Origin of the sequence: Pantoea sp. C8B4 (assembly GCF_051336905.1) — a bacterium.
Lineage (GTDB): Bacteria > Pseudomonadota > Gammaproteobacteria > Enterobacterales > Enterobacteriaceae > Pantoea > Pantoea rwandensis_B.
This window is the reverse complement of the sequence record NZ_JBGMNK010000001.1, coordinates 436,623-462,464: the sequence shown is the minus strand read 5'-3', so window position 1 is coordinate 462,464 and position 25,842 is coordinate 436,623. Positions and strand designations below refer to the sequence as shown.

The 25,842-nt window shown below is 53.4% G+C and carries 25 protein-coding genes; 19 read left to right on the top strand and 6 right to left on the bottom strand.

Annotation, left to right across the window (positions count from 1 at the left end; all coding sequences use genetic code 11):
* Nucleotides 1-112 precede the first annotated feature (112 nt).
* The 3 genes from rtcR (at nucleotide 113) to ACCW76_RS02080 (ending at nucleotide 2,829) form a co-directional block, all read left to right on the top strand.
* Nucleotides 113-1,687, top strand: a complete 1,575-nt coding sequence (rtcR, locus tag ACCW76_RS02090; RefSeq protein ID WP_436337597.1) for an RNA repair transcriptional activator RtcR — start codon at nucleotides 113-115, stop codon at nucleotides 1,685-1,687.
* Between the two features lie 256 nt (nucleotides 1,688-1,943).
* The gene (locus ACCW76_RS02085; protein ID WP_034821873.1) at nucleotides 1,944-2,204 is read left to right on the top strand and encodes a hypothetical protein; all 261 of its coding nucleotides are present in this window, start codon (nucleotides 1,944-1,946) and stop codon (nucleotides 2,202-2,204) included.
* A 313-nt stretch (nucleotides 2,205-2,517) separates the two neighbouring features.
* Entirely contained in the window at nucleotides 2,518-2,829 is a 312-nt protein-coding gene (locus ACCW76_RS02080; RefSeq protein ID WP_436337596.1) for a hypothetical protein, read from the top strand.
* Between the two features lie 32 nt (nucleotides 2,830-2,861).
* Here the strand turns inward: ACCW76_RS02080 and ACCW76_RS02075 are convergent, their stop codons facing one another.
* The 5 genes from ACCW76_RS02075 to ACCW76_RS02055 all read right to left on the bottom strand — a co-directional run bounded on the left by ACCW76_RS02075 (nucleotide 2,862) and on the right by ACCW76_RS02055 (nucleotide 6,164).
* A complete protein-coding gene (locus ACCW76_RS02075) occupies nucleotides 2,862-3,920 on the bottom strand; it encodes a YeiH family putative sulfate export transporter (RefSeq protein ID WP_034821867.1) in 1,059 nt (352 codons plus the stop codon).
* A 158-nt stretch (nucleotides 3,921-4,078) separates the two neighbouring features.
* Nucleotides 4,079-4,591 (bottom strand): GNAT family N-acetyltransferase, encoded by a 513-nt coding sequence (locus tag ACCW76_RS02070; protein WP_034821865.1) that lies wholly within the window; start codon nucleotides 4,589-4,591, stop codon nucleotides 4,079-4,081.
* 169 nt (nucleotides 4,592-4,760) lie between these two features.
* On the bottom strand, nucleotides 4,761-5,444 hold the full coding sequence (locus ACCW76_RS02065) for an outer membrane protein (RefSeq protein WP_436337595.1): 684 nt from the start codon (nucleotides 5,442-5,444) through the stop codon (nucleotides 4,761-4,763).
* Nucleotides 5,445-5,555: 111 nt separating this feature from the next.
* Entirely contained in the window at nucleotides 5,556-5,849 is a 294-nt protein-coding gene (locus ACCW76_RS02060; protein ID WP_234465340.1) for a hypothetical protein, read from the bottom strand.
* 24 nt (nucleotides 5,850-5,873) lie between these two features.
* A complete protein-coding gene (locus ACCW76_RS02055; protein ID WP_045813939.1) occupies nucleotides 5,874-6,164 on the bottom strand; it encodes a hypothetical protein in 291 nt (96 codons plus the stop codon).
* A 224-nt stretch (nucleotides 6,165-6,388) separates the two neighbouring features.
* Between ACCW76_RS02055 and otsB the strand changes: the two genes are divergently transcribed.
* The 15 genes from otsB to cheZ all read left to right on the top strand — a co-directional run bounded on the left by otsB (nucleotide 6,389) and on the right by cheZ (nucleotide 23,764).
* Nucleotides 6,389-7,177, top strand: a complete 789-nt coding sequence (gene otsB, locus ACCW76_RS02050) for a trehalose-phosphatase (protein WP_045834241.1) — start codon at nucleotides 6,389-6,391, stop codon at nucleotides 7,175-7,177.
* Nucleotides 7,174-8,610, top strand: a complete 1,437-nt coding sequence (gene otsA, locus ACCW76_RS02045; RefSeq protein ID WP_436337594.1) for an alpha,alpha-trehalose-phosphate synthase — start codon at nucleotides 7,174-7,176, stop codon at nucleotides 8,608-8,610. The genes otsB and otsA overlap by 4 nt, the downstream gene beginning before the upstream one ends.
* 960 nt (nucleotides 8,611-9,570) lie before the next feature.
* Nucleotides 9,571-9,921, top strand: a complete 351-nt coding sequence (gene flhD / locus ACCW76_RS02040; RefSeq protein ID WP_034821852.1) for a flagellar transcriptional regulator FlhD — start codon at nucleotides 9,571-9,573, stop codon at nucleotides 9,919-9,921.
* On the top strand, nucleotides 9,921-10,499 hold the full coding sequence (gene flhC, locus ACCW76_RS02035) for a flagellar transcriptional regulator FlhC (RefSeq protein WP_034821849.1): 579 nt from the start codon (nucleotides 9,921-9,923) through the stop codon (nucleotides 10,497-10,499). The genes flhD and flhC overlap by 1 nt, the downstream gene beginning before the upstream one ends.
* 132 nt (nucleotides 10,500-10,631) lie before the next feature.
* Nucleotides 10,632-11,519, top strand: a complete 888-nt coding sequence (motA, locus tag ACCW76_RS02030) for a flagellar motor stator protein MotA (protein ID WP_034821846.1) — start codon at nucleotides 10,632-10,634, stop codon at nucleotides 11,517-11,519.
* Nucleotides 11,516-12,547, top strand: a complete 1,032-nt coding sequence (motB, locus tag ACCW76_RS02025; RefSeq protein ID WP_038647414.1) for a flagellar motor protein MotB — start codon at nucleotides 11,516-11,518, stop codon at nucleotides 12,545-12,547. Before motA ends, motB begins: the two co-directional genes overlap by 4 nt.
* A 10-nt stretch (nucleotides 12,548-12,557) precedes the next feature.
* Nucleotides 12,558-14,540, top strand: a complete 1,983-nt coding sequence (cheA, locus tag ACCW76_RS02020; RefSeq protein WP_436337688.1) for a chemotaxis protein CheA — start codon at nucleotides 12,558-12,560, stop codon at nucleotides 14,538-14,540.
* Between the two features lie 22 nt (nucleotides 14,541-14,562).
* On the top strand, nucleotides 14,563-15,060 hold the full coding sequence (gene cheW / locus ACCW76_RS02015; protein ID WP_034821837.1) for a chemotaxis protein CheW: 498 nt from the start codon (nucleotides 14,563-14,565) through the stop codon (nucleotides 15,058-15,060).
* A 170-nt stretch (nucleotides 15,061-15,230) separates the two neighbouring features.
* Nucleotides 15,231-16,907: a methyl-accepting chemotaxis protein gene (locus ACCW76_RS02010; RefSeq protein ID WP_436337593.1), complete on the top strand. Its 1,677-nt coding sequence runs from the start codon at nucleotides 15,231-15,233 to the stop codon at nucleotides 16,905-16,907.
* 249 nt (nucleotides 16,908-17,156) lie between these two features.
* Entirely contained in the window at nucleotides 17,157-18,827 is a 1,671-nt protein-coding gene (locus ACCW76_RS02005; RefSeq protein WP_436337592.1) for a methyl-accepting chemotaxis protein, read from the top strand.
* A 165-nt stretch (nucleotides 18,828-18,992) separates the two neighbouring features.
* Nucleotides 18,993-20,672: a methyl-accepting chemotaxis protein gene (locus ACCW76_RS02000; protein WP_436337591.1), complete on the top strand. Its 1,680-nt coding sequence runs from the start codon at nucleotides 18,993-18,995 to the stop codon at nucleotides 20,670-20,672.
* A gap of 90 nt (nucleotides 20,673-20,762) precedes the next feature.
* The gene (gene cheR, locus ACCW76_RS01995; protein WP_034821825.1) at nucleotides 20,763-21,638 is read left to right on the top strand and encodes a protein-glutamate O-methyltransferase CheR; all 876 of its coding nucleotides are present in this window, start codon (nucleotides 20,763-20,765) and stop codon (nucleotides 21,636-21,638) included.
* Nucleotides 21,635-22,684 carry a protein-glutamate methylesterase/protein-glutamine glutaminase gene (locus ACCW76_RS01990; RefSeq protein ID WP_436337590.1) on the top strand — a complete coding sequence of 350 codons (1,050 nt, stop codon included), beginning with the start codon at nucleotides 21,635-21,637 and terminating at the stop codon, nucleotides 22,682-22,684. Before cheR ends, ACCW76_RS01990 begins: the two co-directional genes overlap by 4 nt.
* 39 nt (nucleotides 22,685-22,723) lie before the next feature.
* Nucleotides 22,724-23,113: a chemotaxis response regulator CheY gene (cheY, locus tag ACCW76_RS01985; protein WP_007892562.1), complete on the top strand. Its 390-nt coding sequence runs from the start codon at nucleotides 22,724-22,726 to the stop codon at nucleotides 23,111-23,113.
* A 9-nt stretch (nucleotides 23,114-23,122) separates the two neighbouring features.
* Complete coding sequence (cheZ, locus tag ACCW76_RS01980) at nucleotides 23,123-23,764, top strand: protein phosphatase CheZ (protein WP_038647403.1); 642 nt, start codon at nucleotides 23,123-23,125, stop codon at nucleotides 23,762-23,764.
* A 44-nt stretch (nucleotides 23,765-23,808) separates the two neighbouring features.
* Here cheZ and ACCW76_RS01975 read toward each other — a convergent pair whose 3' ends face one another.
* On the bottom strand, nucleotides 23,809-24,630 hold the full coding sequence (locus tag ACCW76_RS01975; protein ID WP_038647401.1) for a DeoR/GlpR family DNA-binding transcription regulator: 822 nt from the start codon (nucleotides 24,628-24,630) through the stop codon (nucleotides 23,809-23,811).
* Nucleotides 24,631-25,006: 376 nt separating this feature from the next.
* Here ACCW76_RS01975 and ACCW76_RS01970 point away from each other — a divergent pair, with 376 nt between their 5' ends.
* Nucleotides 25,007-25,804: a GolD/DthD family dehydrogenase gene (locus tag ACCW76_RS01970; RefSeq protein WP_436337589.1), complete on the top strand. Its 798-nt coding sequence runs from the start codon at nucleotides 25,007-25,009 to the stop codon at nucleotides 25,802-25,804.
* The last annotated feature ends 38 nt before the right edge of the window (nucleotides 25,805-25,842 follow it).

The window sequence follows — 25,842 nt, the reverse complement described above, 5'->3', positions numbered from 1 at the left end:
AAATAACCGCATGATTTATAGCAGTTAATTATTTTGGTGTGACATTTTTGATAGCCAGTAGAGGAGAAGTTTTTTATTCTTTAAGATAAGTTTTTATCTTGAGGGATAAAGTGTGAAGCGACGGGTAGTGATAGGTGTTTTAGGCACGCAACTCGACAAACGTGGCAAAAGGCAAAACCGCTGGAGTAAATGGCGGCCCAGTGTGGCGCTGTGTCAGCATGCCGATTTGCCCGTGGACCGGTTTGAGGTACTGCATCAACCGCTGAATCGCGGCATGGTGGAGCAACTGACTGAAGATATCGCGCGTATTTCCCCCCAGACTCAGGTGGTGCCTCATCAAATCAGTCTTGACGATCCCTGGGATTTTGAAGAGGTGTACGGTGCTTTTCTTGATTTTGCTCGTAACTATCCCTTCGATACCGAAAATGAAGAGTATCTGGTCCACATCACCACCGGCTCGCACGTTGCGCAAATATGTTGGTTCCTGTTAACCGAAGCACGCTTTCTGCCTGCTAGCCTGTTACAGACTGGACCGGGGCCGAAGGAGGAGAAATCCCCTCAGGGCGTTTACTCGATTATTGATTTGGACTTGAGTCGCTATACCACTCTGACCAGTCGTTTTCAGCACGAACAACAGAATTCCGTGTCGTTCCTTAAATCAGGCATTGAAACGCGCAGCGCCATTTTTAACGCGCTGATTGAACAAATTGAGCGGGTGGCGCAGCGCTCTGATGCGCCAATGTTGCTGACCGGGCCGACGGGGGCGGGGAAATCCTTCCTCGCTGAGCGTATCTACCAATTGCGTCTCGCACGTCATCAGATGAAGGGCAAGTTTGTCGCGGTCAATTGTGCGACGCTGCGTGGTGATAACGCCATGTCAACGCTGTTTGGCCATGTTAAAGGGGCCTTTACGGGGGCATTAACGGCACGCAGCGGCTTATTGCGTGAAGCGGATGGTGGCATTCTCTTTCTTGATGAAGTTGCTGAACTGGGTCTGGATGAACAGGCGATGTTATTACGCGCCATTGAAGAGAAACGTTTTTTCCCGTTCGGAGCCGACCGTGAAGTGAACAGCGATTTCCAGCTTATTGCGGGCACGCACCGTGACATGCGCCAATGGGTAAAAGAGGGGCGCTTCAGGGAGGACCTTTACGCACGCATCAATATGTGGACTTTCCAGTTGCCGGGACTGGCAGAGCGTCGTGAGGATATCGAACCGAATATCGACTATGAATTGCAGCGATTTACGCGCACGCGTCAGCATCAGGTGCGGTTTGATAAAGAAGCGCGTCAGCATTATGTGGCTTTTGCCACCTCACCAGCAGCTGCATGGCACGGTAACTTTCGTGAACTGGGTGCCAGTGTTATGCGAATGGCAACACTGGCTGAAGACGGGCGTATTTCACTGATGCTGGTAGACGAGGAGATCGCGCGATTACGCGTAAACTGGCAGAGTGAGCGAGTGGCATCCCCCTTACTGTCGATGGTTGGCGATATTGACCTCTTCGAGCAAAAACAACTCGAAACGGTGCTGGAAGTCTGCCAACACACCTCAACATTATCTGAAGCGGGACGGCATTTATTTTCGGTCTCACGGCAGCATAAAAAGCAGCCGAATGATGCCGATCGCTTACGTAAATACCTCATGCGCTTCGGGCTGAATTGGGAAGATATCCAGAAAAAATGAATGCCGTTGTTTGCGCGGCTGAGAGGAAATTTCCTGTGGGGTCGCTTCACACAGCTGAAATGTTTAAATCTCGCTGCGCTTTTAATTGTCTCCAAACCTGAGGTGTTTTTTCCTGGTGTTGACGTTAGGCTTAATTAAAACATTAATTAAATCAATGGCAATACTAACCAGGAATAGACTGTTTTTTCTTCAAGATACTGTAAATTACGCGGCAATTTTGCTTTAATTAACCGACGTAGCAAGATGAGAGGACAGCATGACAAAAGCCTATATAACAAAATATGCATTAACCCGGGGCATCTACATCGCAGAAGGTGAACTCAAAAATGATGGCGAGGTATTTGTACAGCGCCGCGATCGTGAGTACAACTTTGAGCAGTTTTTTAAGAAAAAAGAGTTTCAGTTAACCGAAGAAGAAGCGCTGGCGCGTGCGGATAAAATGCGTGCGGTGCAACTTAAAAAGCTGGCGAAGGAGTATCAAAAACTCAGTGAGCTGGAATTTACGATTAAAGAGTGATTCTGACTGGATTAAAATCATCTAATTCACTGATTTTAAAGGGTTGTTGAATTGATGTGGGTGTCCGAAAGAAATTCGTTAAGATTTCGCTAAAATAATGAAACCCCATTTCAATATCTGCTAGAAAGTGATGTGACACGCCGCCTGCGGGCGGTTTTTTTATTGTCTGATAGGGTGAAGGTTGCCCATCAATCCTGAAAAAAGAAATGCTGATAGGTAACAATAGCGAAGCGGCGAAAGGTATTGCCGATTATGTTAATTCACAGACTTAGGTTACTGTAATATTACGGACCAATAATAAGCAGAGGTTCGCGTGCGCGAGAACGAGATTGACATCCATTATTACGCCACCGAAATCCGGAAATTAGCAGCATCGCATCAGGCTGGAGAAACACTGAGTGACGTAAAAGCCAGAGTGGATAGCCTCATTCAGTTAATGAAAGAGTCACTCGGCAGTGACAAAGCCTGGCAGGCGAAGAATTGGGAGGCGCTGTTGGAACAGTTGAATGTTTATTTGACCAACAAGGTTGATCCGAAGTGGATGACGGTGATCTCTCATGCCAAATTCCGCATTAAAAGCCGCAGACAGACCGCCATCTATTCACGAAAACACTTCAAACAATAAGGTATTTGCCGCCCAGTCGGGCGGCAAATAAGTTATCCAAGCCAATGATGGATGGTGAGATTAATCGCGCCGCCACCGACAATCAGCCAGATAAACAACATCAATCCTAATAACAGCGGACGCAGACCGGCTCGCTTCAGTTGACTGATATGGGTGGTAAGACCCAGTGCGGCCATCGCCATGGCGAGCAGCACGTTATCCAGCTGATTAATGACCGCAATCGCCGAGGCGGGAATCAAATGCGCTGAGTTAAACAGCGCCACCAGAATGAACGCCAGTGCAAACCATGGGAAAGTAATACGCTGTTTTTCCCCGCTGGTAGCCGGTGCGCTGCGGCGTACCATCACGCCGATGACCACCAGGAACGGTGCCAGCATCATCACGCGCAGCATTTTGGCAATGACCGCCGCATTTTCTGTTTCCGGGCTGATAGCATGTCCGGCCGCCACGACCTGCGCCACTTCATGCATGGTCGAACCGGTGTAAATACCAAATTCACTCAGGCTCAGGCCCGGCAGTAAAGGCGAAACGCTATGCCAAATCAGCGGGTAAAGGAAAATCGCCAGTGTACCGAAGATCACCACAGTCGCGACCGCCACCGCCACTTTGGACGATTCGGCTTTAATCACCGGTTCAGTCGCCAGTACGGCGGCGGCCCCGCAAATACTGCTACCTGCACCAATCAACCACGCGGTTTCACGATCCAGTTTCAGGATTTTACGTCCCAGCCAGCAGGCGAGGGTAAAGGTGCTGGTCAGCATCAGTACATCGATCACCACACCGCTGACGCCGACATCCAGCACCTGCTGGAAGGTGAGGCGGAAGCCATAAAGGATAATGCCGAGACGCAGCAGTTTCTGTTTGGCAAACTGTACGCCCGCGTCGCAGTGACCGTGCACCGTCGGGTAGAGCGTATTGCCGAGAATGATCCCGCCGATGATGGCCAGCGTCAGTGCGCCTAACCCCAGTTGTGCGACAGACGGTAGATTACCGAGCCATGCCGTTGCCAGCGCAATGGCCGCCGTAAGCAGCAAACCGGGCGCGAAATGCGCCATACCCTGTGAGTGTTTGTGTAGAGAGATATCAGCCATAACGCCTCCTGTGTTGCCGTTATGATGCGGAGAGATGGCTTGAAAGAAAAACTGATTATATCGTTATAACAAATCTGAATAAGTGGTAAAGACGGGGATGAACGCAGATAAAGGCGGAAAAGGCGCGGCGAAATCGGTGTTCGCGGCGCCTTGTCGGGTTAAATCACCATACCCAAAATTTGCAGCGTGCTGCGCTGCGAGGCGGTAACGAACGGGATGTCTTTGATGTGCTGCATGCCAAAGGCTTCCCAAAATTTACGTGCACGCACGTTTTCAGCCATCACTTCCAGCCACATGTAACCTTCCTGCTTCTCACGGGCTTCATTGATGATGCTTTGGAACATGATTTTGCCGAAGTTCTTACCGGTCTGATCGGGATTCAGGTAGAGCTTATTCAACATGGCGCCCGTCATGCCGGAATCAGGAACCGGTGTATTCCAGGTGACCTTGGCAAAACCTACTGGGTGATCGGTCTCGGCGATCAGCCAGCTCTCGTTTTCTGCCGCGAGGCTGCTCTGCAGCACCGTCAGGCCGTATTCTTTATCGATAAACGCATCCATTTCGTCGGTTGAAACCCACATATGTTTGAAATGCGCGCTGTAGGTCATGCGTCCCAGCTGATGAAGCAGTTCCGCGTCCTCGGCCTGAGCCTTGCGTATGGTGAAATTCATGTAAGATGTCCTGTTATCCGTCCCTGTTGATGGTCGTGCAGCCAAACGTTCCATCGCTGACTTTTCAGCAGGGTACTTTAACAGGGAGAGATGGTTCCGACACATGCTAAGTGCGGAATCAGAATAGTGATGCGCCCTCCGGCGGGAAGGCGCAGGGATGCGTCAGGCATCAGAACAAATAACGGGCTCCCAGAACAAACTGGTTTTCCACCAGATGCGCTTTCATTTGCTCATCTTTAAGGCCACGAGCATTCCCGAACGTGTTGTATCCGCTCTCTATTTTGCCCATATCCACATAACGGTAGCCAAGATCCAGGCTCACCTGATCAATCGGCGTGTAGCTAATACCAGCACCGACACTGTAGGTCAGGTTGTTTTGCGTGGTTGAAGCATACTGACGAGAGGGATTGCCTTGCCAACCGCCCGCTTTGATTTTACTGACGCCAACGCCTGCGGTGCCGTACAACGCAACGTTATAGCCGATTTGATAGTCACGATACACGTTCAGCATCAAGCGCTGGACATCGGTTTGCAGATGGTTATAGCTGGAAGTGAAAGTCGATGAACCGCTGGTGAATTCGGATTTCTGACCAAAGGTATATTCGCCTTCCGTGCGCCAGCCATTGCCCCATTGATAACCGGCTGCAAGCGCTGCCGCGCCGTTGTGTGCCTTTTCATTGCCTGCAACAAATTGCCCCACGCCAGGACGTGCGCTGGTATCCATCTCTTTGGCACGTTGTTCACTTTGCAGATATTTTGCAGAGGCGTAATAGCCTTCACTGGTTTCGGCTGCAACAGCGCTGCCAGCAGCAAACAGCATTGGCATAGCAAAAATTAACGCTTTACGTTTCATATGATTCCGTTCTCATTCTTTATCAGGTTGAGAACGCATCATAAGAAAGGCCCATCACGGGAAAGATTCGGTTGAATACTTAGGCAACCTGGTAGAGTTACGTAAGGGGGCCTAAGAGCCTAACCGCAGGGTTTCGGCGCGCTTGGCGGTGTCATAAACGTATTGCAGCATCGGCTCCAGATCGGCATCCGGCCCGGAGCTGATAATTTTGCCACGCAGCCACTCAATTTCGCTGGTGATGTCGGGGTGGAAAATGGTGTTGTTCTGCGCGTTGCGCAGCCACTTCAGCAGAAAGTTATTCTTGCCGCGCACGCCGGCGGGTTTGCGCGTTTTTGCATTGATCTTCAGCGCCACCAAAATGCAGTAATAGAAATGCACGCGCTGGCTGTAGCTCTGGGGGATCATAGGCTGTTACCCGCCATGACATCGCTAAAGTGTGAACTTGATCGGATTTTCATCGTCCTGAATGCCTGCCTGAAAGCGCCATTTGGCGCAGATATGGGCCTTTTTCGGCCTTTTTTCCGCCTTGAATCGCGCGGTAACCGCACCATAAGCCAATCGGCGGCGCGGATGCAAGTGAGGAAAATCTGGTAAATGCGGCGTCATCAGGGAAAGAGGGCGGGCAAAAATTAAGGTCTTAAAAAAGCGAAGCGTTATAAAAGGAAAGGGGGCGATTTTTTGCCGTCGCAAAGACCTGAAACAAACACTTTTCTCATGCATTAACCCGCTGCGCCTGGCAAAACTGTGATCTCCGTCTAGACTTAAGGCTGACGATGTTCGCAGTCAGGTTGCTGTGTTGGCAATAAAGTTGTGCGTTTGTGGAGAGTTACCTATCGCAGTCCCCCGTTTTTGGCTCAATCTCCTCGCCTCAGTCCAGACATCGGACTGAAAACACCCAGCCTGACTTCGAACATCCTGTTAAAGCCCAATGAACAGGAGGAGACGTGACCCCTGCGGTTAATCAGAACAGCACCTTGCCGTCACTCAGCGGCGGTCTTTATGCCTTCTTTTTTGATGTCGACGGCACGCTAGCGACCATTGAATCGCAACCCGAGTCGGTTTCCATCCCCGCATCGGTGCGCCAGCATCTGCAACAAATCTCCAATCTGAGTCATGGCGCCCTGGCGCTGGTATCGGGCCGTCCGATTGCGCAACTGGATGCGCTGGTTGCGCCACTGGAAGCGCCCGCTGCTGGCGTGCATGGAGCAGAACGCCGTGACGCCAGCGGGCACGTGCACCGGCATTCGTTGCCTGGCGATATTGCGCAAACGCTACAAACCGAACTGCAGCAAACGCTCGACCAATGGCCAGGCACCCTGCTGGAAGTGAAAGGCATGGCGTTCGCACTGCACTATCGCAACGCGCCCGAGTACGAGAAATCCATCATGCAACTGGCAGAAGACGCCGTGATGCGCTTTCCTGCGCTGGCGCTACAGCCGGGCAAGTGCGTGGTGGAGTTGAAGCCGCAGGGCATCGATAAAGGTGCGGCGGTACGTGAATTCATGCAAGAAGCCCCCTTTATTGGCCGTATTCCGGTCTTCGTGGGTGACGATCTGACCGATGAAAAAGGATTTCTCGCCGTGAACGCCATGCAGGGCATTTCAGTCAAGGTCGGAGAAGGCGCCAGCCATGCGCGCTACCGTCTCGACAGCGTTGACGCGGTATGGCACTGGCTGGCGCAACTATTATTACAACTAGAACATGACATCGTCGGTAAGGAGTCAAGGTTATGAGTCGTTTAGTCGTGGTATCTAACCGTATCGCCATTCCGGATGGAGGCAAAGCCAGCGCAGGGGGTCTTGCGGTGGGCATTTTGGACGCGTTACGCACCACCGGAGGCTTGTGGTTTGGCTGGAACGGAGAGATCAGTGAATTTTCTGGCGAGGAAGATGAGCCTCTTTCGCAAGTCGAGCAGGATGGCATCACCTATGCTTCTCTGCCGCTCAATCAGAACGATTACGATCAGTACTACTGCCAGTTCTCCAATACCGTTATCTGGCCTGCCTTCCACTATCGTCTGGATTTAGTGCAGTATCAGCGTGAAGCCTGGGATGGCTATTGCCGCGTGAACACCTTACTGGCGCAGCGCCTGAAACCGCTGCTGCAACCCGACGATGTGTTATGGATCCATGATTATCATCTGCTGCCGTTTGCGGCCGAGTTGCGCAAGCTGGGTGTGAATAATCGCATCGGCTTCTTTTTACATATCCCGTTCCCGACGCCGGAAATCTTTAATGCGCTGCCACCGCATCAGACGCTGCTGGAGATGCTGTGCGATTATGACTTGCTGGGTTTCCAGACCGAATCCGATCGCGTGGCCTTCCTCGATAGCCTGAGCCAGTTGACGCAGTTGCAGAATAAAGGTGAGAAGAAACACCGTGCCTTTGGCAATACTTTTATGACTGAGGTGTATCCGATTGGTATCGAACCGGACAGCATAAAAGAGATGGCAGAGGGACATTTGCCACCGAAGATGGCGGCAATGAAACGTGAGCTGGGCGATGTGCAAAACATTATTGCCAGCGAGCGGCTCGATTATTCCAAAGGATTACCGGAGCGTTTTCTGGCTTATGAGGCACTGCTGGAGAATTTCCCGCAGCATCGCGGCAATATCCGTTATTCACAAATCGCGCCGACGTCTCGTGGCGATGTGCAGGCCTATCAGGATATTCGCCATCAATTAGAGACTGAAGCGGGGCGCATTAACGGTAAGTACGGTACGCTCGGCTGGACACCGCTCTATTATCTGAACCAGCACTTTGATCGCCGCCTGTTGATGAAAATCTTCCGCTTAACCGATGTGGGTCTGGTCACGCCGCTGCGTGACGGCATGAATCTGGTGGCGAAAGAGTACGTAGCCGCGCAGGACCCGGACGATCCGGGCGTGCTGGTGCTGTCTCGCTTTGCGGGGGCGGCAAATGAGCTGACGTCGGCATTGATCGTTAATCCTTACGATCGTGACGAGGTGGCCGCTGCACTCAACAGAGCGCTCACCATGCCGCGCACGGAGCGTATTTCACGCTACAACGACATGATGGCGGTGTTGCGTAAGCAGGATATTACGCAATGGCGTGAAAGCTTCCTGCGTGATTTAAATGCGTTACCTGCGCGCAGCGCCGATCATGGTATCGCCAATAAAGTCGCGACCTTCCCGAAACTCGCCTAAATCTGCTTTCCGGTGCGCAGTTCTGCGCACCGTTTTCACTACCCATCTTAAACCTGCGAAATCGTTTTCATTTACTTAAGAGGTAACTGCCTGACACGGCAGCCAAAATCGCACGTTTTGGTTAAAAAGCGTGCAATTGAACGCGAAAAAAGCTTTTTTTTCATGTCAGCCCTAAAGGTTTGGTTGGTCAGGCCGATAGTTATCTCAAATCAATGCGTCAAATCCCCAATTCATTCATATCACTAATGTAACGCACTGTTACATCCACTGCCGTTCGCTAAACACTCCCTACAAAGCCCTAACAGTTCCCAGGCGCGCTGCGTCCAGTCTTCACGCTTATCTATCATCATGGTGGTAGTGCCTTTCAGCAATATTCCCTGTAAGTGATTAATTTAGAAGCAAATAGTTTTTCCTAAAATCAGCATATTATGCTGCCTTTATGATTATAAGTGGCTGCATATCGCCATTTAAAACCAACTCAACAGATAAAAGATCGCGCTGTCATGACAATCGACCACACAGGCTAAACAGGGGCTTTTTAGAGTGAAATATTAGCGAAACAATTCAAATTCGCTCAAAAAACGTACAACAGAAAAGCAATTCTGAAGCTTCCAGGAAAAAATTTGCCTTAAAAGTGTGACGCAGATCACACTTTATCTAAAATTTCGCACCACTCACGTTGTATGTAGAAATCAGACGATATAGATTTGCGTTGTTTTCGGATTAGTCTTAAAAAACTGTAAGCAGACGTCACGGAAGATGGTTACAACTCAAGAAAAGATTGGCCTGGAGTTTTGACTACTACTGATCAGTGTCCCGGCGGGAAGTGAAACAGTTCAGTACACGTTGGCTTTGCCTGATTATTTTTTGCCATCTTTAGATTTACCAACCAGCAACCCGAACCATAGAACTTTTAATTCTGTGGCCGTATATGTGTCGCTTCTATCAGGATGGAAAAAAATGGGTACATCAGAATTACTAAAACATATATATGACATCAATCTGTCATATTTGCTTCTTGCTCAGCGTTTAATTAACCAGGAAAAAGCTTCAGCAATGTTTCGTTTAGGCATCGACGAATCGATGGCAGATGCATTGTCGCAATTAACCTTGCCTGAGATGGTAAAATTAGCGGAAACCAATCAACTGGTTTGCCAGTTCCGCTTTACCGATCACAACCATATTAATCGTTTGACTCAAGAATCACGCGTGGATGACCTGCAGCAAATCCACACCGGCATTTTATTATCCAGCCGTTTACTGCGGAACGCGTCAAAAGATGATGCTTCCGCGAAGAAGAGGGCGGTTTAATGACCGAAAAAAGTATTGTTCAGGAAGCGCGCGATATTCAGCTGGCCATGGAGCTGATTACGTTGGGCGCACGACTGCAAATGCTGGAGAGTGAAACCCAGCTGAGCCGTGGTCGCCTGATTAAACTGTATAAAGAGCTGCGTGGTGCACCACCACCGAAAGGCATGCTGCCATTCTCAACCGATTGGTTCATGACCTGGGAACAAAATATTCACTCATCCATGTTCTGTAATGCCTGGCAGTTCCTGTTGAAAACCGGGCTGAGCAATGGTGTTGAAGCGGTGATCAAAGCGTATCGCTTGTATCTTGAGCAGTGTCCGCAATCGGACGAGGGCCCGCTGTTGGCGCTAACGCGTGCATGGACCCTGGTGCGATTCGTTGAAAGCGGCATGCTGGAATTGTCTGACTGTAAATGCTGTGGCGGGAGCTTTATTAATCACGCTCATCAGCCTGTTGGCAGCTTTGTTTGCAGCCTGTGCCAGCCGCCATCACGTGCCGTAAAAAGACGTAAACTTTCTGCAGATTCTGCCGATACCTTTCCACAACTGCTGGATGAACAGGTTAAACGCGCCGTTTAAGTTTGTTCGCATCGTGGAAAACATCCAGCAGCGGCTTAGTCCGCTGCTTTTTTTTTGCCCACGATTTACGAATAACACCTGCGGCTCTCTGGCTTAACTTCTACCAACACGTTACGGACGTAAGGATTTTTTGTGCTGATTATTCTGGGTTATATCGTGGTCGTCGGCTCCGTGTTGGGCGGCTATATGATGGTCGGTGGCCATCTGGGGGCGCTTTATCAACCTGCCGAGCTGATTATTATCGGCGGTGCCGGTATTGGTGCCTTTTTAGTGGGCAACAATGGCAAGTCGATCAAGAAAACATTAAAAGCCTTGCCAATGTTAATGCGCGGCTCGAAATATAACAAAGCTGTATACATGGATTTAATGGCACTGCTGTATCGCCTGATGGCGAAATCACGTCAGCAAGGCATGCTGTCATTAGAACGTGACATTGAAGATCCCAGCCAGAGCGAAATTTTTGCTAACTATCCGCGTATTTTGTCCGATAAACAGTTGGTGGATTTTATTACCGACTATTTGCGATTGATGGTGAGCGGAAATATGAATGCGTTTGAAATTGAAGCGCTGATGGACGAAGAGATCGAGACCTACGAGCACGAGTGTGAAGTGCCGGCGCAAAGTATATCGGCCATGGGCGATGGCTTACCTGCCTTCGGTATCGTGGCGGCGGTGATGGGCGTGGTACACGCACTGGCCTCAGCCGATCGCCCGGCAGCAGAGTTGGGCGCACTGGTAGCACACGCCATGGTGGGAACCTTCCTCGGCATCTTGCTGGCTTATGGCTTTATCTCGCCGCTGGCGTCAGTGCTGCGTCAGAAGTGTGCCGAAACCACCAAAATGATGCAGTGCGTCAAGGTGACCTTGCTCTCCAGTCTGAATGGTTACGCACCGCAGATCGCCGTGGAATTTGGGCGTAAAACCCTGTATTCCGCTGAGCGTCCGTCGTTCTCCGAGCTGGAAGAGCATGTGCGTAACGCGAAAAATCCTGCGAAACAAACCTCGGATCAGAACTCATGAAGGCAGGCAATCGCCCCATTGTGCTGGTTAAAAAGCGCAAACATAAAGGTCATCATGGCAGCCACGGCTCGTGGAAGATTGCCTATGCCGACTTTATGACGGCGATGATGGCGTTCTTTATGGTGATGTGGCTGCTCTCAATTTCCAGCCCGAAAGAGTTGATTCAGATTGCAGAATACTTTCGTACGCCGCTGAAAGTCGCGCTGACCGGTGGCCAGCGCAGCAGCGATAGCGAAAGCCCGATCCCCGGCGGCGGTGATGATCCAACGCGTAAAGACGGTGAAGTGAAGAAAGTGGTCGATATGGATGCGCAGAAGAAAAAGCTGGAGGAGATTCGTCTGAATCGTCTGCGCGAAAAGCTGGACCAGTTGATTGAAGCCGATCCGCGTCTGAAAGCACTGCGTCCGCATCTGATCATCAACATGGTGGAGGAGGGGCTGCGCATTCAGATCATTGATAGCCAGAACCGCCCAATGTTCAAAACCGGTAGCGCAGAAGTGGAGCCGTACATGCGTGACATCCTGCGCGCTATTGCGCCGGTTCTGAATGATATTCCGAACAAAATCAGTCTGGCTGGGCATACGGATGATTTTCAGTATGCGTCTGGCGACCGTGGCTACAGCAACTGGGAACTCTCAGCAGACCGCGCCAATGCTTCACGTCGTGAATTAGTCATTGGCGGACTGGATGGGGGCAAAATGCTGCGCGTAGTGGGCATGGCTGACACCATGAAGTTAAAGAATCGTGGTTCGAACGATGCTGTAAACCGTCGTATCAGTCTGCTGGTGTTGAACCATGACACCCAGGCTGCGATTGAGAAAGAGAACTCTGAGAGCGATGCCGCGCAGATAACTGACCCGGCACAAATTATTCCCGACATTACCGCACCGACCGGTCCCGCTGCATCTGCTGCACCCGCAAGTTCTACCGCGACTCCGGCCTCGCCGGCCAGTGCGGTGGCACCTGCACCAGCAGCGCAGCCAGCGGCAGGCGCGGTGACACCAGACCAACCCTCACAGCCGAGGTGATCCCGTGAGCATGGACATCAGCGATTTTTACCAGACGTTTTTCGATGAAGCCGATGAGCTGTTAGCGGATATGGAGCAACACCTGTTGGGATTGGATCCCCAGGAGCCCGATTCCGAGCAGTTGAATGCCATCTTCCGCGCCGCCCACTCCATTAAGGGCGGAGCCGGTACGTTTGGCTTTACGGTTTTACAGGAAACCACCCACATCCTGGAAAACATTCTGGATGGTGCGCGCCGCGGCGAAATGCAGCTCAGCACCGACATCATCAACCTGTTTTTGGAAACCAAAGATATTATGCAAGAACAGCTCGATGCCTATAAAACGGCGCAGGAACCCAACGCAGAAAACTTCAAATATATCTGCGAAGCACTGCGTCAGCTGGCGCTGGAAGCCAAAGGAATCGCACCCGAGCCGGCAAAAGTGGCCGACGTGGTGGAGATCGCCGCAGCCCCGGCCACGGCCGCGGGTTTACGCCTGCAACTGATCGATTTGAAAGAGAAAGAGCCGGAACTGATGCTGGAGGAGCTGGGTAATCTCGGCACTGTCTCCAACGTGGTGAAAGGCACCAACTCGTTAGAAGTGACCATTGATGGCGTCGGAAAAGACGACATCGTTGCGGTGCTCTGTTTTGTTATTGATGAAGCGCAGATTCATTTCCCGGAAGGCGCGGCCGCCGACGCAGCAGCACCTGCCGAAGCCGTTGCGGTGGAAGCCCCTGCACCGGTGCAAACCGCCACCGTAACCGACATCACCCCGCCAGCCAAGCGTGAAGCGAAACGTGCGGCAGCGCCGGCTAAAACCAGCGAATCCAGCAGTATTCGTGTTGCGGTTGAGAAGGTGGATCAGCTGATCAACCTGGTTGGCGAGCTGGTGATTACCCAATCGATGCTGGCACAGCGTTCTGGCGAACTGGATCCTGTGGCGCACGGCGACCTGCTGAACAGCATGGGCCAGCTGGAGCGTAACGCGCGTGACCTGCAAGAGTCGGTGATGTCGATTCGTATGATGCCGATGGAGTATGTGTTTAGCCGCTTCCCGCGTCTGGTGCGCGATCTGGCCAGCAAGCTGGGCAAAGAAGTGGAGCTGACGCTGCTGGGTAGCTCAACTGAACTGGATAAGAGCCTGATCGAGCGCATTATCGATCCGTTAACGCACCTGGTGCGTAACAGTCTTGACCACGGTATCGAAACGCCAGAGAAGCGTCTGGCCTCTAGCAAAACGGCGGTGGGCAATCTGACACTGTCAGCAGAACATCAGGGCGGCAATATCTGCATCGAAGTGATCGATGACGGCGCCGGTCTGAACCGTGAACGTATTCTGGCGAAAGCCCTGTCCTCTGGCCTGCCGGTCAGCGACAGCATGAGCGATGAAGAAGTCGGTATGCTGATCTTCGCACCGGGCTTCTCAACGGCGGAGCAGGTGACTGACGTATCCGGCCGTGGCGTGGGCATGGACGTGGTGAAACGAAACATTCAGGAGATGGGCGGTCACGTCGAAATCTCCTCGAAGCAGGGCAAAGGCACCACCATTCGCATCCTGCTGCCACTGACGCTGGCTATCCTGGATGGCATGTCAGTGCGCGTGGCGGATGAAGTGTTCATTCTGCCGCTGAACGCGGTGATGGAATCCCTGCAGCCAACGGCTGAAGAGCTGAAACCGCTGGCAGGTGGCGAGCGCGTGCTGGAAGTGCGTGGCGAATACCTGCCGCTGGTTGAGCTGTGGAATGTGTTTGATGTACAGAATGCCAAAACCGATGCGACCCAGGGCATCGTGGTGATTCTGCAGAGCGCAGGCCGTCGTTATGCACTGCTGGTGGATCAGCTGATTGGCCAGCATCAGGTGGTGGTGAAGAATCTGGAAAGCAACTACCGCAAAGTGCCGGGCATTTCTGCCGCCACCATCCTCGGCGATGGTAGCGTGGCGCTGATTGTGGATGTTTCTGCACTGCAATCGTTGAACCGTGAAAAGCGTGTGGCCGGTGCCGCAGCGTAATAGATAAATAAAGGGCAAAAAAATGACTGACATGGCAACCGTGACCAAAATCGCTGGCGAAACCGTGGGCCAGGAATTCTTAGTTTTCACCCTGGGTGACGAAGAGTACGGCATCGACATTCTCAAAGTGCAGGAGATTCGGGGTTACGATCAGGTAACGCGTATTGCTAACACTCCTGAGTTCATCAAGGGTGTGACTAACCTGCGTGGCGTGATCGTGCCAATCATCGACCTGCGCGTGAAGTTCGCGCAGCAGGATGTGGAATACAACGAAAACACCGTGGTGATCGTGCTGAATCTTGAGCACCGCGTGGTGGGTATCGTGGTGGATGGCGTGTCTGACGTGCTCTCTCTGATGCAAGAACAGATTCGTCCGGCACCGGAATTCGCTGTAACCATGTCTACCGAGTACCTGACCGGCCTCGGCGCACTGGGCGAGCGTATGCTGATTCTGGTCGACATCGAGAAGCTGCTGAGCAGCGAAGAGATGGCGCTGGTGGATACGCTGCGTAGCGCGTAATCATCGACAATCACGGGCTGGCAACATCGGCCCGTGATAATCCCTCACTGAAATAATTTCTATAAAAATCAGATAATAACAATATTTATTCACACAACTTTCATTAAACTCCCTGCCTCGCCCGCCGATAAATACTGCGTTCCATTTACTTACTTTTCCCAGGGCTATCTATGTTAAAAAAAATTCGCGTAGTCACCAGTCTGCTGGTGGTGCTACTGATGTTTGGCCTGCTGCAGGTCATATCCGGATCAATATTTCTCAAAGCATTAAACGACGACAAATCCAGCTTCAATGTGTCGCAGCTAGCGAGCCAAAACCTTTCGGCGCTGAATGATGCTTATATGAGCCTCAACCAAAGCCGTGTTGTATTGACGCGCATCCAGTTGCGTATCGCCACCAGTAAACTGGCCAACAAAGAGCCGGATATTGAGGGACTGTTCAACGACAGCAAGCAGTTCCAGCAAAAAGCAGCGGATAATTTCAAACTCTATAAAGCGATTCCGGATACACCGGGACAAAATGCTGAACTCACAGGGCAACTGGATGAGGGCTATGCGGCTTACGCCACGGCATTGGGACAGATGCAGGATGCGCTGATTGCTAACGATTTATCAAAAGCGGGCAGCGTGCCGGTGGCACCGAGCCAGAGCAAATTCCTGAAAACTTACACCGACTGGCGTGCGGATGTGGCGAAGCTGGCAGCACAAGGCCAGGAAAAAAATGCCAATGCCTTCAGCCGCATGAGCTGGATTCTGGGCGCTATCATGGTGGTGGTATTAGTGGTGATTGGATTGTGCTGGGTGAACCTGCGCCGCATTCTGATTAATCCATTGAACACTAACATTGCCCACATTCAGTCGATCGCGCAGGGTGATCTGACCCAGAGTATTACCGTTGAAGGCCGCAATGAGATGAGCCAACTGGCGAGCAGCCTGCATGACATGCAGCAGTCGCTGGTGCGTACTGTCAGTAACGTGCGTGACGGCTCTGATGCGATCTTCACCGGCGCGAGTGAAATCTCCGCGGGTAACAACGATCTCTCAGCCCGTACGGAAGAGCAGGCCGCCTCGCTGGAACAGACCGCAGCCAGCATGGAACAGCTGACCGCCACAGTGAAACAGAACGCCGAAAACGCCCGTCAGGCGTCACAGCTGGCGTTGAGTGCCTCTGAAACCGCACAGAAGGGCGGCAACGTGGTGGAAGGCGTAGTGCGCACCATGAGCGATATCGCCGGGAGTTCGAAGAAAATCGCTGATATTACCAGCGTGATTGACGGTATCGCCTTCCAGACCAACATCCTTGCGCTGAACGCCGCGGTAGAAGCGGCACGTGCTGGCGAGCAGGGGCGTGGTTTTGCGGTGGTGGCCGGTGAAGTACGCAACCTGGCGCAGCGCAGCGCCCAGGCGGCGAAAGAGATTAAGGGTCTGATTGAAGATTCTGTCAATCGCGTCAACAGCGGTTCGCAGCTGGTGGGTACCGCCGGTGAAACCATGAGTGAAATCGTCAATGCGGTCACCCGCGTGACCGATATTATGGGCGAAATCGCCTCAGCGTCTGATGAACAGAGTCGCGGTATCGATCAGGTCGGTCAGGCAGTGACGGAAATGGACCGCGTGACCCAGCAGAACGCCTCGCTGGTCGAAGAGTCTGCTGCGGCAGCGGCTTCGCTGGAAGAGCAGGCCAGCCGTCTGAGCCAGTCTGTGGCGGTGTTCCGTGTGCCGCGTGCCGAACAGCCTGGCATGGCCACTGCCGTGGTGCGCCATCCGCAGATCGCGCCGCCGGTGTTGAGTGCACCACGTAAAGCCGTGACGGCGCCGGTCAGCGACAGTAACTGGGAAACGTTTTAATCGCTTGCAGTGGCGTGCGCTGGCGCACCCACTGCCGCAATATCCTTTTATTCCAACAACATCAATGCGCTTTTATCGTTTATCCGGTAAAGGCGCATTTTTTTTAATGACAATTTCTTTAGTTATAAAACACTGTAAAGAAAGTTATTGGCAGAATTATATTTCGTAAAATCCTTTAAAGCCCCTCAAAATTTAACAACTGCGGTCGATAACAGCGGGAGCCGAAATGCCTCACTCTTTGGAGAACCCATGTTAAAACGAATCAATGTTGTCACCAGCCTGATCGCAGTCTTGCTGGTCTTTGGTGCTTTGCAGTTACTGTCGGGCGGATTGTTCTGGTCTGCCTTACAAAAAGATAAAGAAGCTTTTGCCGTGGCACAGACGTCGACCAACAACGTCGGCGCGATGTCCGACGCCTGGATTGAACTCAACCAGACCCGTACCGTATTAAACCGCGCGATGTTGCGCATGCAGGGCAGCATGGCCGCACAGTCCAACGGCGGCCAGCTTCAGGCGCTGATTGCACAGACGGAAAAGCAACTGGATGTGGCTGCCGGGCACTACCAGCGTTACTACGATCTGCCGGGTACGCCAGGCTTGCCGGACGCACTGCGCGATCGGCTGGAAACGGACTACGCCGCCTTCAACGATGGCTTGAAAGCGATGCTGGAACGTTTGAAAGCTAACGATCTGCAAGGCATGTTTGCGCAGAACATTGAAGCCAAACAGGTGAAGATGAAGGCCACTTATGCAGAGTGGCGCACGGCGCAGAGTGCGCTGGCGGCGGAAGGCGTGGCGCAGAACCAGCAAGCGTTCCACACCATGATGTGGCTGCTGGCGGTGGTGGCATTGGTGGTGGTGTTTGTGATTGTCGGCTGCTGGTACGGTCTGCGTGCGGTGCTGATTCAGCCTTTGCATCAGCTGCTGGGCCATATCCGCCATATCGCTTCGGGCGATCTGACGCAGAATATTGCCGTCGAAGGGCGTAACGAGATGACCCAACTGGCAGCCAGCCTGCATGAGATGCAGCAGTCGCTGGTGCGTACCGTCAGTCATGTGCGTGATGGCTCGGATGCCATTTTTACCGGCGCGAGCGAAATCTCGGCGGGCAACAACGATCTCTCCGCCCGAACTGAAGAGCAGGCGGCTTCGCTGGAACAGACGGCGGCCAGCATGGAGCAGCTGACGGCAACCGTGAAGCAGAATGCGGAGAACGCCCGTCAGGCATCTCAGCTGGCGCTCAGTGCTTCTGATACCGCACGCAAAGGCGGCGAAGTGGTGAATGGCGTGGTGCGTACCATGAGTGATATTGCAGGCAGTTCGAAGAAAATCGCCGATATCATCAGCGTGATCGATGGGATTGCCTTCCAGACCAATATTCTGGCACTGAACGCGGCGGTCGAAGCCGCTCGCGCGGGTGAGCAGGGCCGCGGCTTTGCGGTGGTCGCCGGTGAAGTGCGTAATCTGGCACAGCGCAGCGCGCAGGCGGCGAAAGAGATTAAAGGTTTAATTGAGGATTCGGTGAATCGGGTTAACAGCGGTTCGCAGCTGGTCGGCACCGCCGGTGAAACCATGAATGATATCGTCGGCGCGGTGACGCGTGTCACCGATATCATGGGCGAAATCGCCTCAGCGTCGGATGAGCAGAGCCGCGGTATCGATCAGGTCGGCCAGGCGGTCACGGAGATGGATCGCGTGACGCAGCAGAATGCCTCGCTGGTGGAAGAATCCGCCGCTGCTGCGGCGTCGCTGGAAGAGCAGGCCAGTCGTTTGAGCCAGTCAGTGGCGGTATTCCGCGTGCCGCGTGCCTCGCAGGCCACTGCGGTGGTGCGCGCGTCACCGAGCGTGCAGCCGGTGCTGAGTACACCGCGCAAAGCTGTCACCACGCCAGTGAGTGACAGCAACTGGGAGACATTTTAAACGTTTTTAACCGGGCGCACGCAGGTGCGTCCGTTCACCTGTTGGCACACTTTAATTTATCCCAGATCCTCCTTAATTCCCGCTGGTCCAACCCGTTGCAGACAACATAAAGATCCCCCTGTGAACGCCGATAACAGGAGCGATCCGCCAACCAATGAGGTGTTTATGTTTAGTCGTATTCGTGTCGTTTCCGGGCTGTTATGTGTGCTGGCACTGTTTGCCTTGCTGCAGCTGTTTTCCGGAGGGATGTTTTTTACCACGGTGAAAGCCGATAAAGAGAATTTTGCCTACAACCAGCGTCTCAGTACGCTGCAACGGGCAATGGGCACCTCTTGGGTATCGCTGGTTCAGGCGCGTAACACGCTGAACCGTGCAGGGATCCGCTATTTGCTGGACAGCCAGCAGGCTGGCTCAGGCGCAACCGTGAAAGATCTGGTCGCGCTGGCAAGTGAGGAGTTGAAAACCGCTGACCAGGCCTTTGCGGAGTTCAACGCGAATTTGTCTGAGAAGGGCAAAAGCGCAGAGAACGTCAAGACGCTGCAGGCCAACTACAACGCCTTCCGCGGCGGACTCGCCGAGCTGATTGACTTCCTGGGTAACGGGAATTTCAAAGGCTTTGTCGATCAGCCTACGCAAGGTATGCAGGATAAATTCGAAAAGGATTACACCGCATGGCTGAACTACAACATCGTGCTGGCTAAACAGGGTATTGATGCCAATGAGAGCGCCTATCAGCACTCCATCATGCTGGTGATCGGCACCTTGCTGGTGACCCTGCTGGTGATTGCGCTGGTGTGGAGCGGTATGCGCAACGTGCTGATTCGTCCGCTGAAACAGAGCATCGAACATATTCGTCATATCGCACGTGGCGATCTGACGCAGCAGATCGATGTCAGTATGCGCAACGAGATGGGCGAACTGCTGACCTCACTGCAGCACATGCAGCAGGAGCTGGCGAATACCGTACGTACCGTGCGTGATGGTTCAGACGCTATTTACACCGGTGCCAGCGAAATCGCCATGGGTAACAACGATCTCTCTTCACGCACTGAACAGCAGGCCGCTTCTCTGGAAGAGACGGCTGCCAGCATGGAGCAGCTGACCGCGACCGTGAAGCAGAACGCCGAAAACGCCCGTCAGGCTTCACAACTGGCGCTGACTGCCTCTGAAACCGCGCAGCACGGCGGCAAAGTGGTGGATGGCGTGGTCACCACCATGAAAGAGATCACCGGTAGCTCGAAGAAAATCGCCGACATCATCAGTGTGATCGATGGCATCGCGTTCCAGACCAACATTCTGGCACTCAACGCGGCGGTTGAAGCGGCACGTGCGGGTGAACAGGGCCGTGGCTTTGCGGTGGTGGCGGGTGAGGTGCGCAGTCTGGCACAGCGCAGCGCCCAGGCAGCGAAAGAGATCAAAGGCCTGATCGAAGACTCGGTGAGTCGCGTCAACACCGGTTCGGTGCTGGTGGAGAGCGCAGGCGAAACCATGACCAACATCGTCAACGCCGTCACTCGCGTCACCGACATCATGGGCGAAATCGCCTCGGCGTCGGATGAACAGAGTCGCGGAATCGACCAGGTGGGTCTGGCCGTGAACGAGATGGACCGCGTGACACAGCAGAACGCCGCGCTGGTTGAAGAGTCAGCCACGGCGGCTGCCGCACTGGAAGATCAGGCCAGTCGACTGAAACAGTCGGTTGCGGTGTTCAATATTGGTAAAGAATTTGTCGCTCAGGCCGTTAACGTATCTACAGCGCCAAAAATGTTGCGTCCAGCCGCAGTCAAAGCGCTGGCTCAACCCGCAGGTGCACGTAGCGCGGACGATAACTGGGAAACCTTTTAATCCGTGTGGCCGCCGCAAGGCGGCCCAACTGGCAGCGCAGCAGTAATCGCAGTATCACAATTTAATCAGTTTGTTGCCGGGTGACCTGACATGAAGAAATCGACGTTATTGGATCAAAGTGAAGCGACAACGCTGCTCTCGCAAATGGTGCAGCGCCTGCCGCTCTCAGATACGCATTTTCGTCGTATCAGCCAGCTGATCTATCAACGCGCAGGCATCGTGCTGGCCGATCACAAGCGGGAGATGGTTTACAACCGCTTAGTGCGCCGTTTGCGCACGCTGAACATTGATGATTTTGGTCGTTATCTGGCGTTGCTGGAGCAAGACCAGAACAGTGCAGAGTGGCAGGCGTTTATTAACGCACTGACCACCAATCTGACTTCATTTTTCCGCGAGGCGCACCATTTCCCGATCCTCGCGGATCATGCGCGTAAGCGCAGTGGCAGTTACAGCGTGTGGAGTACCGCCGCCTCAACCGGCGAAGAGCCGTACTCCATCGCCATGACGTTGGCCGAAACGCTGGGCACCGGACCGGGCAAATTCCAGGTCCACGCCAGCGATATTGATACACAGGTATTGGAAAAAGCCGTGGCGGGGGTGTATCGCCAGGAAGAGCTGCGCACCTTATCGCAATCGCAGCTGCAACGCTTTTTCCTGCGTGGCACTGGCCCGCATGAAGGCATGGTACGCGTACGCTCCGATCTCGCCAGCATGGTGAACTATTCGCAGCTGAATTTACTGGCCAACGACTGGGCGTTGCCGGGTCCGTTCGACGCAATTTTCTGTCGCAACGTGATGATCTATTTCGATAAAGAGACGCAGGAAAAAATTCTGCGCCGTTTCGTTCCCCTGCTGAAGCCCGGCGGTGTGCTGTTCGCTGGACACTCAGAGAACTTCAGCCAGATCAGTAAAGAGTTCTGGCTGCGTGGACAGACAGTCTATGGATTGACCAAGGAAAGACGATGAGCAAAATCACCGTGATGTGCGTGGATGACTCCGCGCTAATGCGACAGTTGATGACGGAGATCATCAACAGCCACGCCGATATGGAGATGGTCGCCACCGCGCCCGATCCGTTGGTGGCGCGGGATTTAATCAAGCAGTACAACCCACAGGTGCTGACGCTGGACGTCGAAATGCCGCGTATGGATGGCCTCGACTTCCTGGAAAAGCTGATGCGCCTGCGCCCGATGCCGGTGGTGATGGTGTCATCGCTGACCGGTAAAGGATCAGAAGTGACGCTGCGCGCGCTGGAGTTGGGCGCGGTGGATTTCGTCACCAAGCCGCAGTTGGGGATTCGCGAAGGGATGCTGGCTTACAGCCAGATGATCGCCGATAAAATTCGTGCAGCGGCCCGGGCGAAATTGCATGCGCGCCCTGCGACGCCAGCCCCGGTGACGCTGAAAGCCGGCCCGCTGCTCAGTAGTGAGAAGCTGATTGCGATTGGTTCTTCTACCGGCGGTACGGAGGCGATTCGCCATGTGTTGCAACCGCTGCCCGCGACCAGCCCGGCGCTGCTGATCACTCAGCATATGCCGCCAGGTTTTACCCGCTCGTTTGCCGAGCGCCTGAACAAGCTGTGCCAGATTACCGTGAAAGAAGCGGAAGATGGCGAACGTATTTTGCCCGGCCATGCCTATATCGCGCCGGGTGCCATGCACATGGAGTTGGGCCGTAGTGGCGCTAACTACGTGGTGAAACTGAATGATGGACCGCCAGTGAACCGCCATAAGCCGTCTGTTGACGTGCTGTTCCGGTCCGTGGCGACACACGCAGGACGAAATGCCGTGGGTGTCATCCTCACCGGGATGGGTAACGACGGTGCCGCCGGGATGCTGGAAATGCATCGTGCCGGTGCCTGGACCATCGCGCAGGATGAAGCCAGCTGCGTCGTCTTTGGTATGCCGCGCGAAGCGATTGCGATGGGCGGTGCCAGTGAAGTAGTCGATTTAGGACACATCAGTCAGCACATGCTGGCAAAAATTAGCGCCGGACAGGCATTGCGAATTTAACGAGCCCGTCCTGCCGGACGAGACAACACAGGAGTAGATATGGCTGATAAAAACATGCGCTTTTTGGTGGTGGATGACTTCAATACGATGCGTCGTATCGTCCGCAACCTGCTGAAAGAGCTGGGATTCAACAACGTTGAAGAAGCAGAGGACGGTGTTGATGCACTGACCAAACTGCGTGCGGGTGGTTTTGATTTCGTGGTATCCGACTGGAACATGCCCAATATGGACGGTCTGGAACTGCTGCAGACCATTCGTGCGGATGCGGCATTGAGCAAACTGCCCGTGCTGATGGTCACCGCCGAAGCGAAAAAAGAGAACATCATTGCAGCCGCCCAGGCCGGTGCCAGCGGTTACGTAGTGAAGCCGTTCACCGCAGCCACGCTGGAAGAAAAGCTGGGTAAAATTTTCGAAAAACTGGGTATGTAAGGAGATGTGATGAGCGACCTTCCGAAACCAACCGAAGAAGCCTCGGCACACGACATTATTACCCGTATCGGCTCGCTGACGCGCATGTTGCGCGACAGCCTGCGCGAATTGGGGTTAGACCAGGCGATTGCCGAAGCGGCGGAAGCGATTCCGGACGCCCGTGACCGCCTGGATTACGTGGTGCAGATGACGGCGCAAGCGGCAGAACGCGCACTAAACTGCGTTGAAGCCGCGCAGCCACACCAGGACAAAATGGAAGCCAGCGCCAACCAGCTGAAAGGCCGTTGGGATGCGTGGTTTGAAAACCCGATTGAGCTGGCGGATGCACGCGAGTTGGTTTCGGATACGCGCGAATTTCTCAGTGATGTGCCGTCGCATACCTCGTACACCAACAAGCAGCTGCTCGAGATCATGATGGCGCAGGATTTCCAGGACCTGACTGGTCAGGTGATCAAGCGCATGATGGATGTGATCCAGGAGATCGAGCGTCAGTTGCTGATGGTGCTGCTGGAGAATATGCCTGAAGCCAACGCTGCCGCGCGCAAAGACGCCAGCAGCCTGTTGAATGGCCCGCAGATCCATGCCAATGCACCAGGCGTGGTCGCGAACCAGGATCAGGTCGATGATTTGCTGGATAGCTTAGGTTTCTAATCAGCATCGAGGGGGCGGCGAGTTGGCCGCCCCTGAATGAATGCTCAAAACACCGCGCGTTTTTTTGCCTCTTCAATGCCTGCCACCAACACCTGTACACCTAACGCTTCAAACGCCGCAATCTGCGCCGACGTGATCCCGCGATCGGTAATCAAATAATGGATTTTGCTCCAGTCACAGGGCAGGGCAAACATCGACACCTTATCGATTTTGCTGGAGTCTGCCACCACAAACACCGTACTGGCGGAGTTGATCATCGCCATCTTCACTTTGATATCCGTCTCGCTGGGGAAGCTCAACCCGAGGCGCGGCGAAATACAGGCGGTGGCGAGAAACAGCTTTTCGGCCAGCACGTTTTCAAAGAAAGAAGCCGCTTTCTCACCGGACGTCGAGAGTGTCGGAAATTTGAAGGTACCGCCCGTCAGCAGGATATTAATCCCCGGTTCCCCCCCCAGCTTCAGCGCAATATTCACCGCCGTGGTGATCACCGATAAACGACGGATGTGGCCAATCGCCTCCGCAATGGCGGTGGTCGTGGTGCCGGAATCGAAAATCACCGTATCCCCATTTTCCACATACTGCGCGGCCAGCCGGCCAATGGCTTCTTTCTCATCAAGGTGAGTTTGACGCTCAAGCAGCAGTGCGCCGGTGTTCTGCTTACCGGTCATCAGCGTGGCGCCACCGTGATAACGCTGCACATGCCCGGCTTTTTGCAGCATACGCAAATCGGTGCGGATGGTTGCCTCGGTCAGGCCAAAGGTATCGGTAAGCGCTTTAACCGTGACTGTGCCGTCTTCGCGGATCATCTCCAGGATCTTCTCACGACGCTGCTGCATGTCAGCCAGCTGCTCAGTTTTGCTTTTCAATCGAAATGCTCCCTCTTTCCAATCACGGTCTGGTTTTGGCAATAAGAAAACCCGTGATGATTTTACTCTGCGTGCCAGGGATTTGCGAGGCGGCTCGCACAAAGATGCATTTTCGAATGAAAATAAGATAAAGCCATGCAATTGATTTCACATACACCTGCCAGCCGTTATTTCTATATCAAAAAACGCGTCATTTAGTTATTTACTTAAAAAACAGATGGATAAAAATAGTTTAAATCATTTGTATGAAATTTGATCTCACCCACAAACCATTGCGAAACGATAGCTTATATTTTTGTTCGAAAATCAATGTTACTGCGAACCTATCCGGCCAGAGATAACCAGAGCCGCTGAAAATGCACACAGGAGAGAAAGGATGAGTGGGGAATACGATGTCAACCTGCGCTACGGCGTGAATACCGATCTGGACCTCACCGGCAAGGTGGCGGTGGTGACCGGTGGCCTCGGTGGTATTGCCATGGCCAGTAACGCCATGCTGTTAGAAAAAGGTGCGCGACTGGCCCTGCTTTACCCTCCATTCGAAAGCGATCGCGTCGCGGCTGTGCAGGAACAATTCTCCGCTGACCGCGTGCTGCTGGTGTGCTGTGACGTGACCGATGCTGATTCGGTGGAGGTGGCGTTCGATCACGTCGAACAGCATTACGGTCACATCGATATCCTGGTGAACTGCGCGGGTTATGTGATGTTACAGCCGGTACTGGAAACCGACTTTGCCGAGTGGCAAAAGCAGATCGCCGTTAATCTCACGGGGCCTTTTCTCTGCTCACAAGCGGCGGGCAAACGCATGGTGCGCGCCGGTAAGGGCGGCAAGATCATCAATATCGCTTCACAGGCCGCTTCCATCGCCATTGATAACCACGTGGCCTATACCTCTGCCAAAGCGGGTCTGCTCGGTATGACCAAAGTCATAGCCAAAGAGTTCGCACCACACCGTATCAACGTGAATACCTTGTCACCCACCGTGGTGCTGACGCCGATGGGCGAAAAGGCCTGGCGCGGTGAGAAAGGCGAACAGATGAAAAAACTGATCCCGCTAGGGCGTTTTGCTTACACCGATGAAATTGCCGCTGCCGTGCTGTTCTTCGCCAGCAACGGCAGCGACATGATCACCGGCGCAGATTTAATGATCGATGGCGGCTTCACCATCTGGTAATGCCGCGCCAGCACCAGTACGGCCTCAACCCTGCAATA

Excerpts from the sequence above, each read along its gene's own strand:
- ACCW76_RS02085 (WP_034821873.1), top strand. The coding sequence starts at position 1,944 with ATGACAAAAGCCTATATAACAAAATATGCATTAACCCGGGGCATCTAC.
- ACCW76_RS02075 (WP_034821867.1), bottom strand. The coding sequence starts at position 3,920 with ATGGCTGATATCTCTCTACACAAACACTCACAGGGTATGGCGCATTTC.
- ACCW76_RS02070 (WP_034821865.1), bottom strand. The coding sequence starts at position 4,591 with ATGAATTTCACCATACGCAAGGCTCAGGCCGAGGACGCGGAACTGCTT.
- ACCW76_RS02065 (WP_436337595.1), bottom strand. The coding sequence starts at position 5,444 with ATGAAACGTAAAGCGTTAATTTTTGCTATGCCAATGCTGTTTGCTGCT.
- ACCW76_RS02060 (WP_234465340.1), bottom strand. The coding sequence starts at position 5,849 with ATGATCCCCCAGAGCTACAGCCAGCGCGTGCATTTCTATTACTGCATT.
- ACCW76_RS02055 (WP_045813939.1), bottom strand. The coding sequence starts at position 6,164 with ATGCATGAGAAAAGTGTTTGTTTCAGGTCTTTGCGACGGCAAAAAATC.
- otsA (WP_436337594.1), top strand. The coding sequence starts at position 7,174 with ATGAGTCGTTTAGTCGTGGTATCTAACCGTATCGCCATTCCGGATGGA.
- flhD (WP_034821852.1), top strand. The coding sequence starts at position 9,571 with ATGGGTACATCAGAATTACTAAAACATATATATGACATCAATCTGTCA.
- flhC (WP_034821849.1), top strand. The coding sequence starts at position 9,921 with ATGACCGAAAAAAGTATTGTTCAGGAAGCGCGCGATATTCAGCTGGCC.
- motB (WP_038647414.1), top strand. The coding sequence starts at position 11,516 with ATGAAGGCAGGCAATCGCCCCATTGTGCTGGTTAAAAAGCGCAAACAT.
- cheA (WP_436337688.1), top strand. The coding sequence starts at position 12,558 with ATGGACATCAGCGATTTTTACCAGACGTTTTTCGATGAAGCCGATGAG.
- cheW (WP_034821837.1), top strand. The coding sequence starts at position 14,563 with ATGACTGACATGGCAACCGTGACCAAAATCGCTGGCGAAACCGTGGGC.
- ACCW76_RS02010 (WP_436337593.1), top strand. The coding sequence starts at position 15,231 with ATGTTAAAAAAAATTCGCGTAGTCACCAGTCTGCTGGTGGTGCTACTG.
- ACCW76_RS02005 (WP_436337592.1), top strand. The coding sequence starts at position 17,157 with ATGTTAAAACGAATCAATGTTGTCACCAGCCTGATCGCAGTCTTGCTG.
- ACCW76_RS02000 (WP_436337591.1), top strand. The coding sequence starts at position 18,993 with ATGTTTAGTCGTATTCGTGTCGTTTCCGGGCTGTTATGTGTGCTGGCA.
- cheR (WP_034821825.1), top strand. The coding sequence starts at position 20,763 with ATGAAGAAATCGACGTTATTGGATCAAAGTGAAGCGACAACGCTGCTC.
- ACCW76_RS01990 (WP_436337590.1), top strand. The coding sequence starts at position 21,635 with ATGAGCAAAATCACCGTGATGTGCGTGGATGACTCCGCGCTAATGCGA.
- cheY (WP_007892562.1), top strand. The coding sequence starts at position 22,724 with ATGGCTGATAAAAACATGCGCTTTTTGGTGGTGGATGACTTCAATACG.
- cheZ (WP_038647403.1), top strand. The coding sequence starts at position 23,123 with ATGAGCGACCTTCCGAAACCAACCGAAGAAGCCTCGGCACACGACATT.
- ACCW76_RS01970 (WP_436337589.1), top strand. The coding sequence starts at position 25,007 with ATGAGTGGGGAATACGATGTCAACCTGCGCTACGGCGTGAATACCGAT.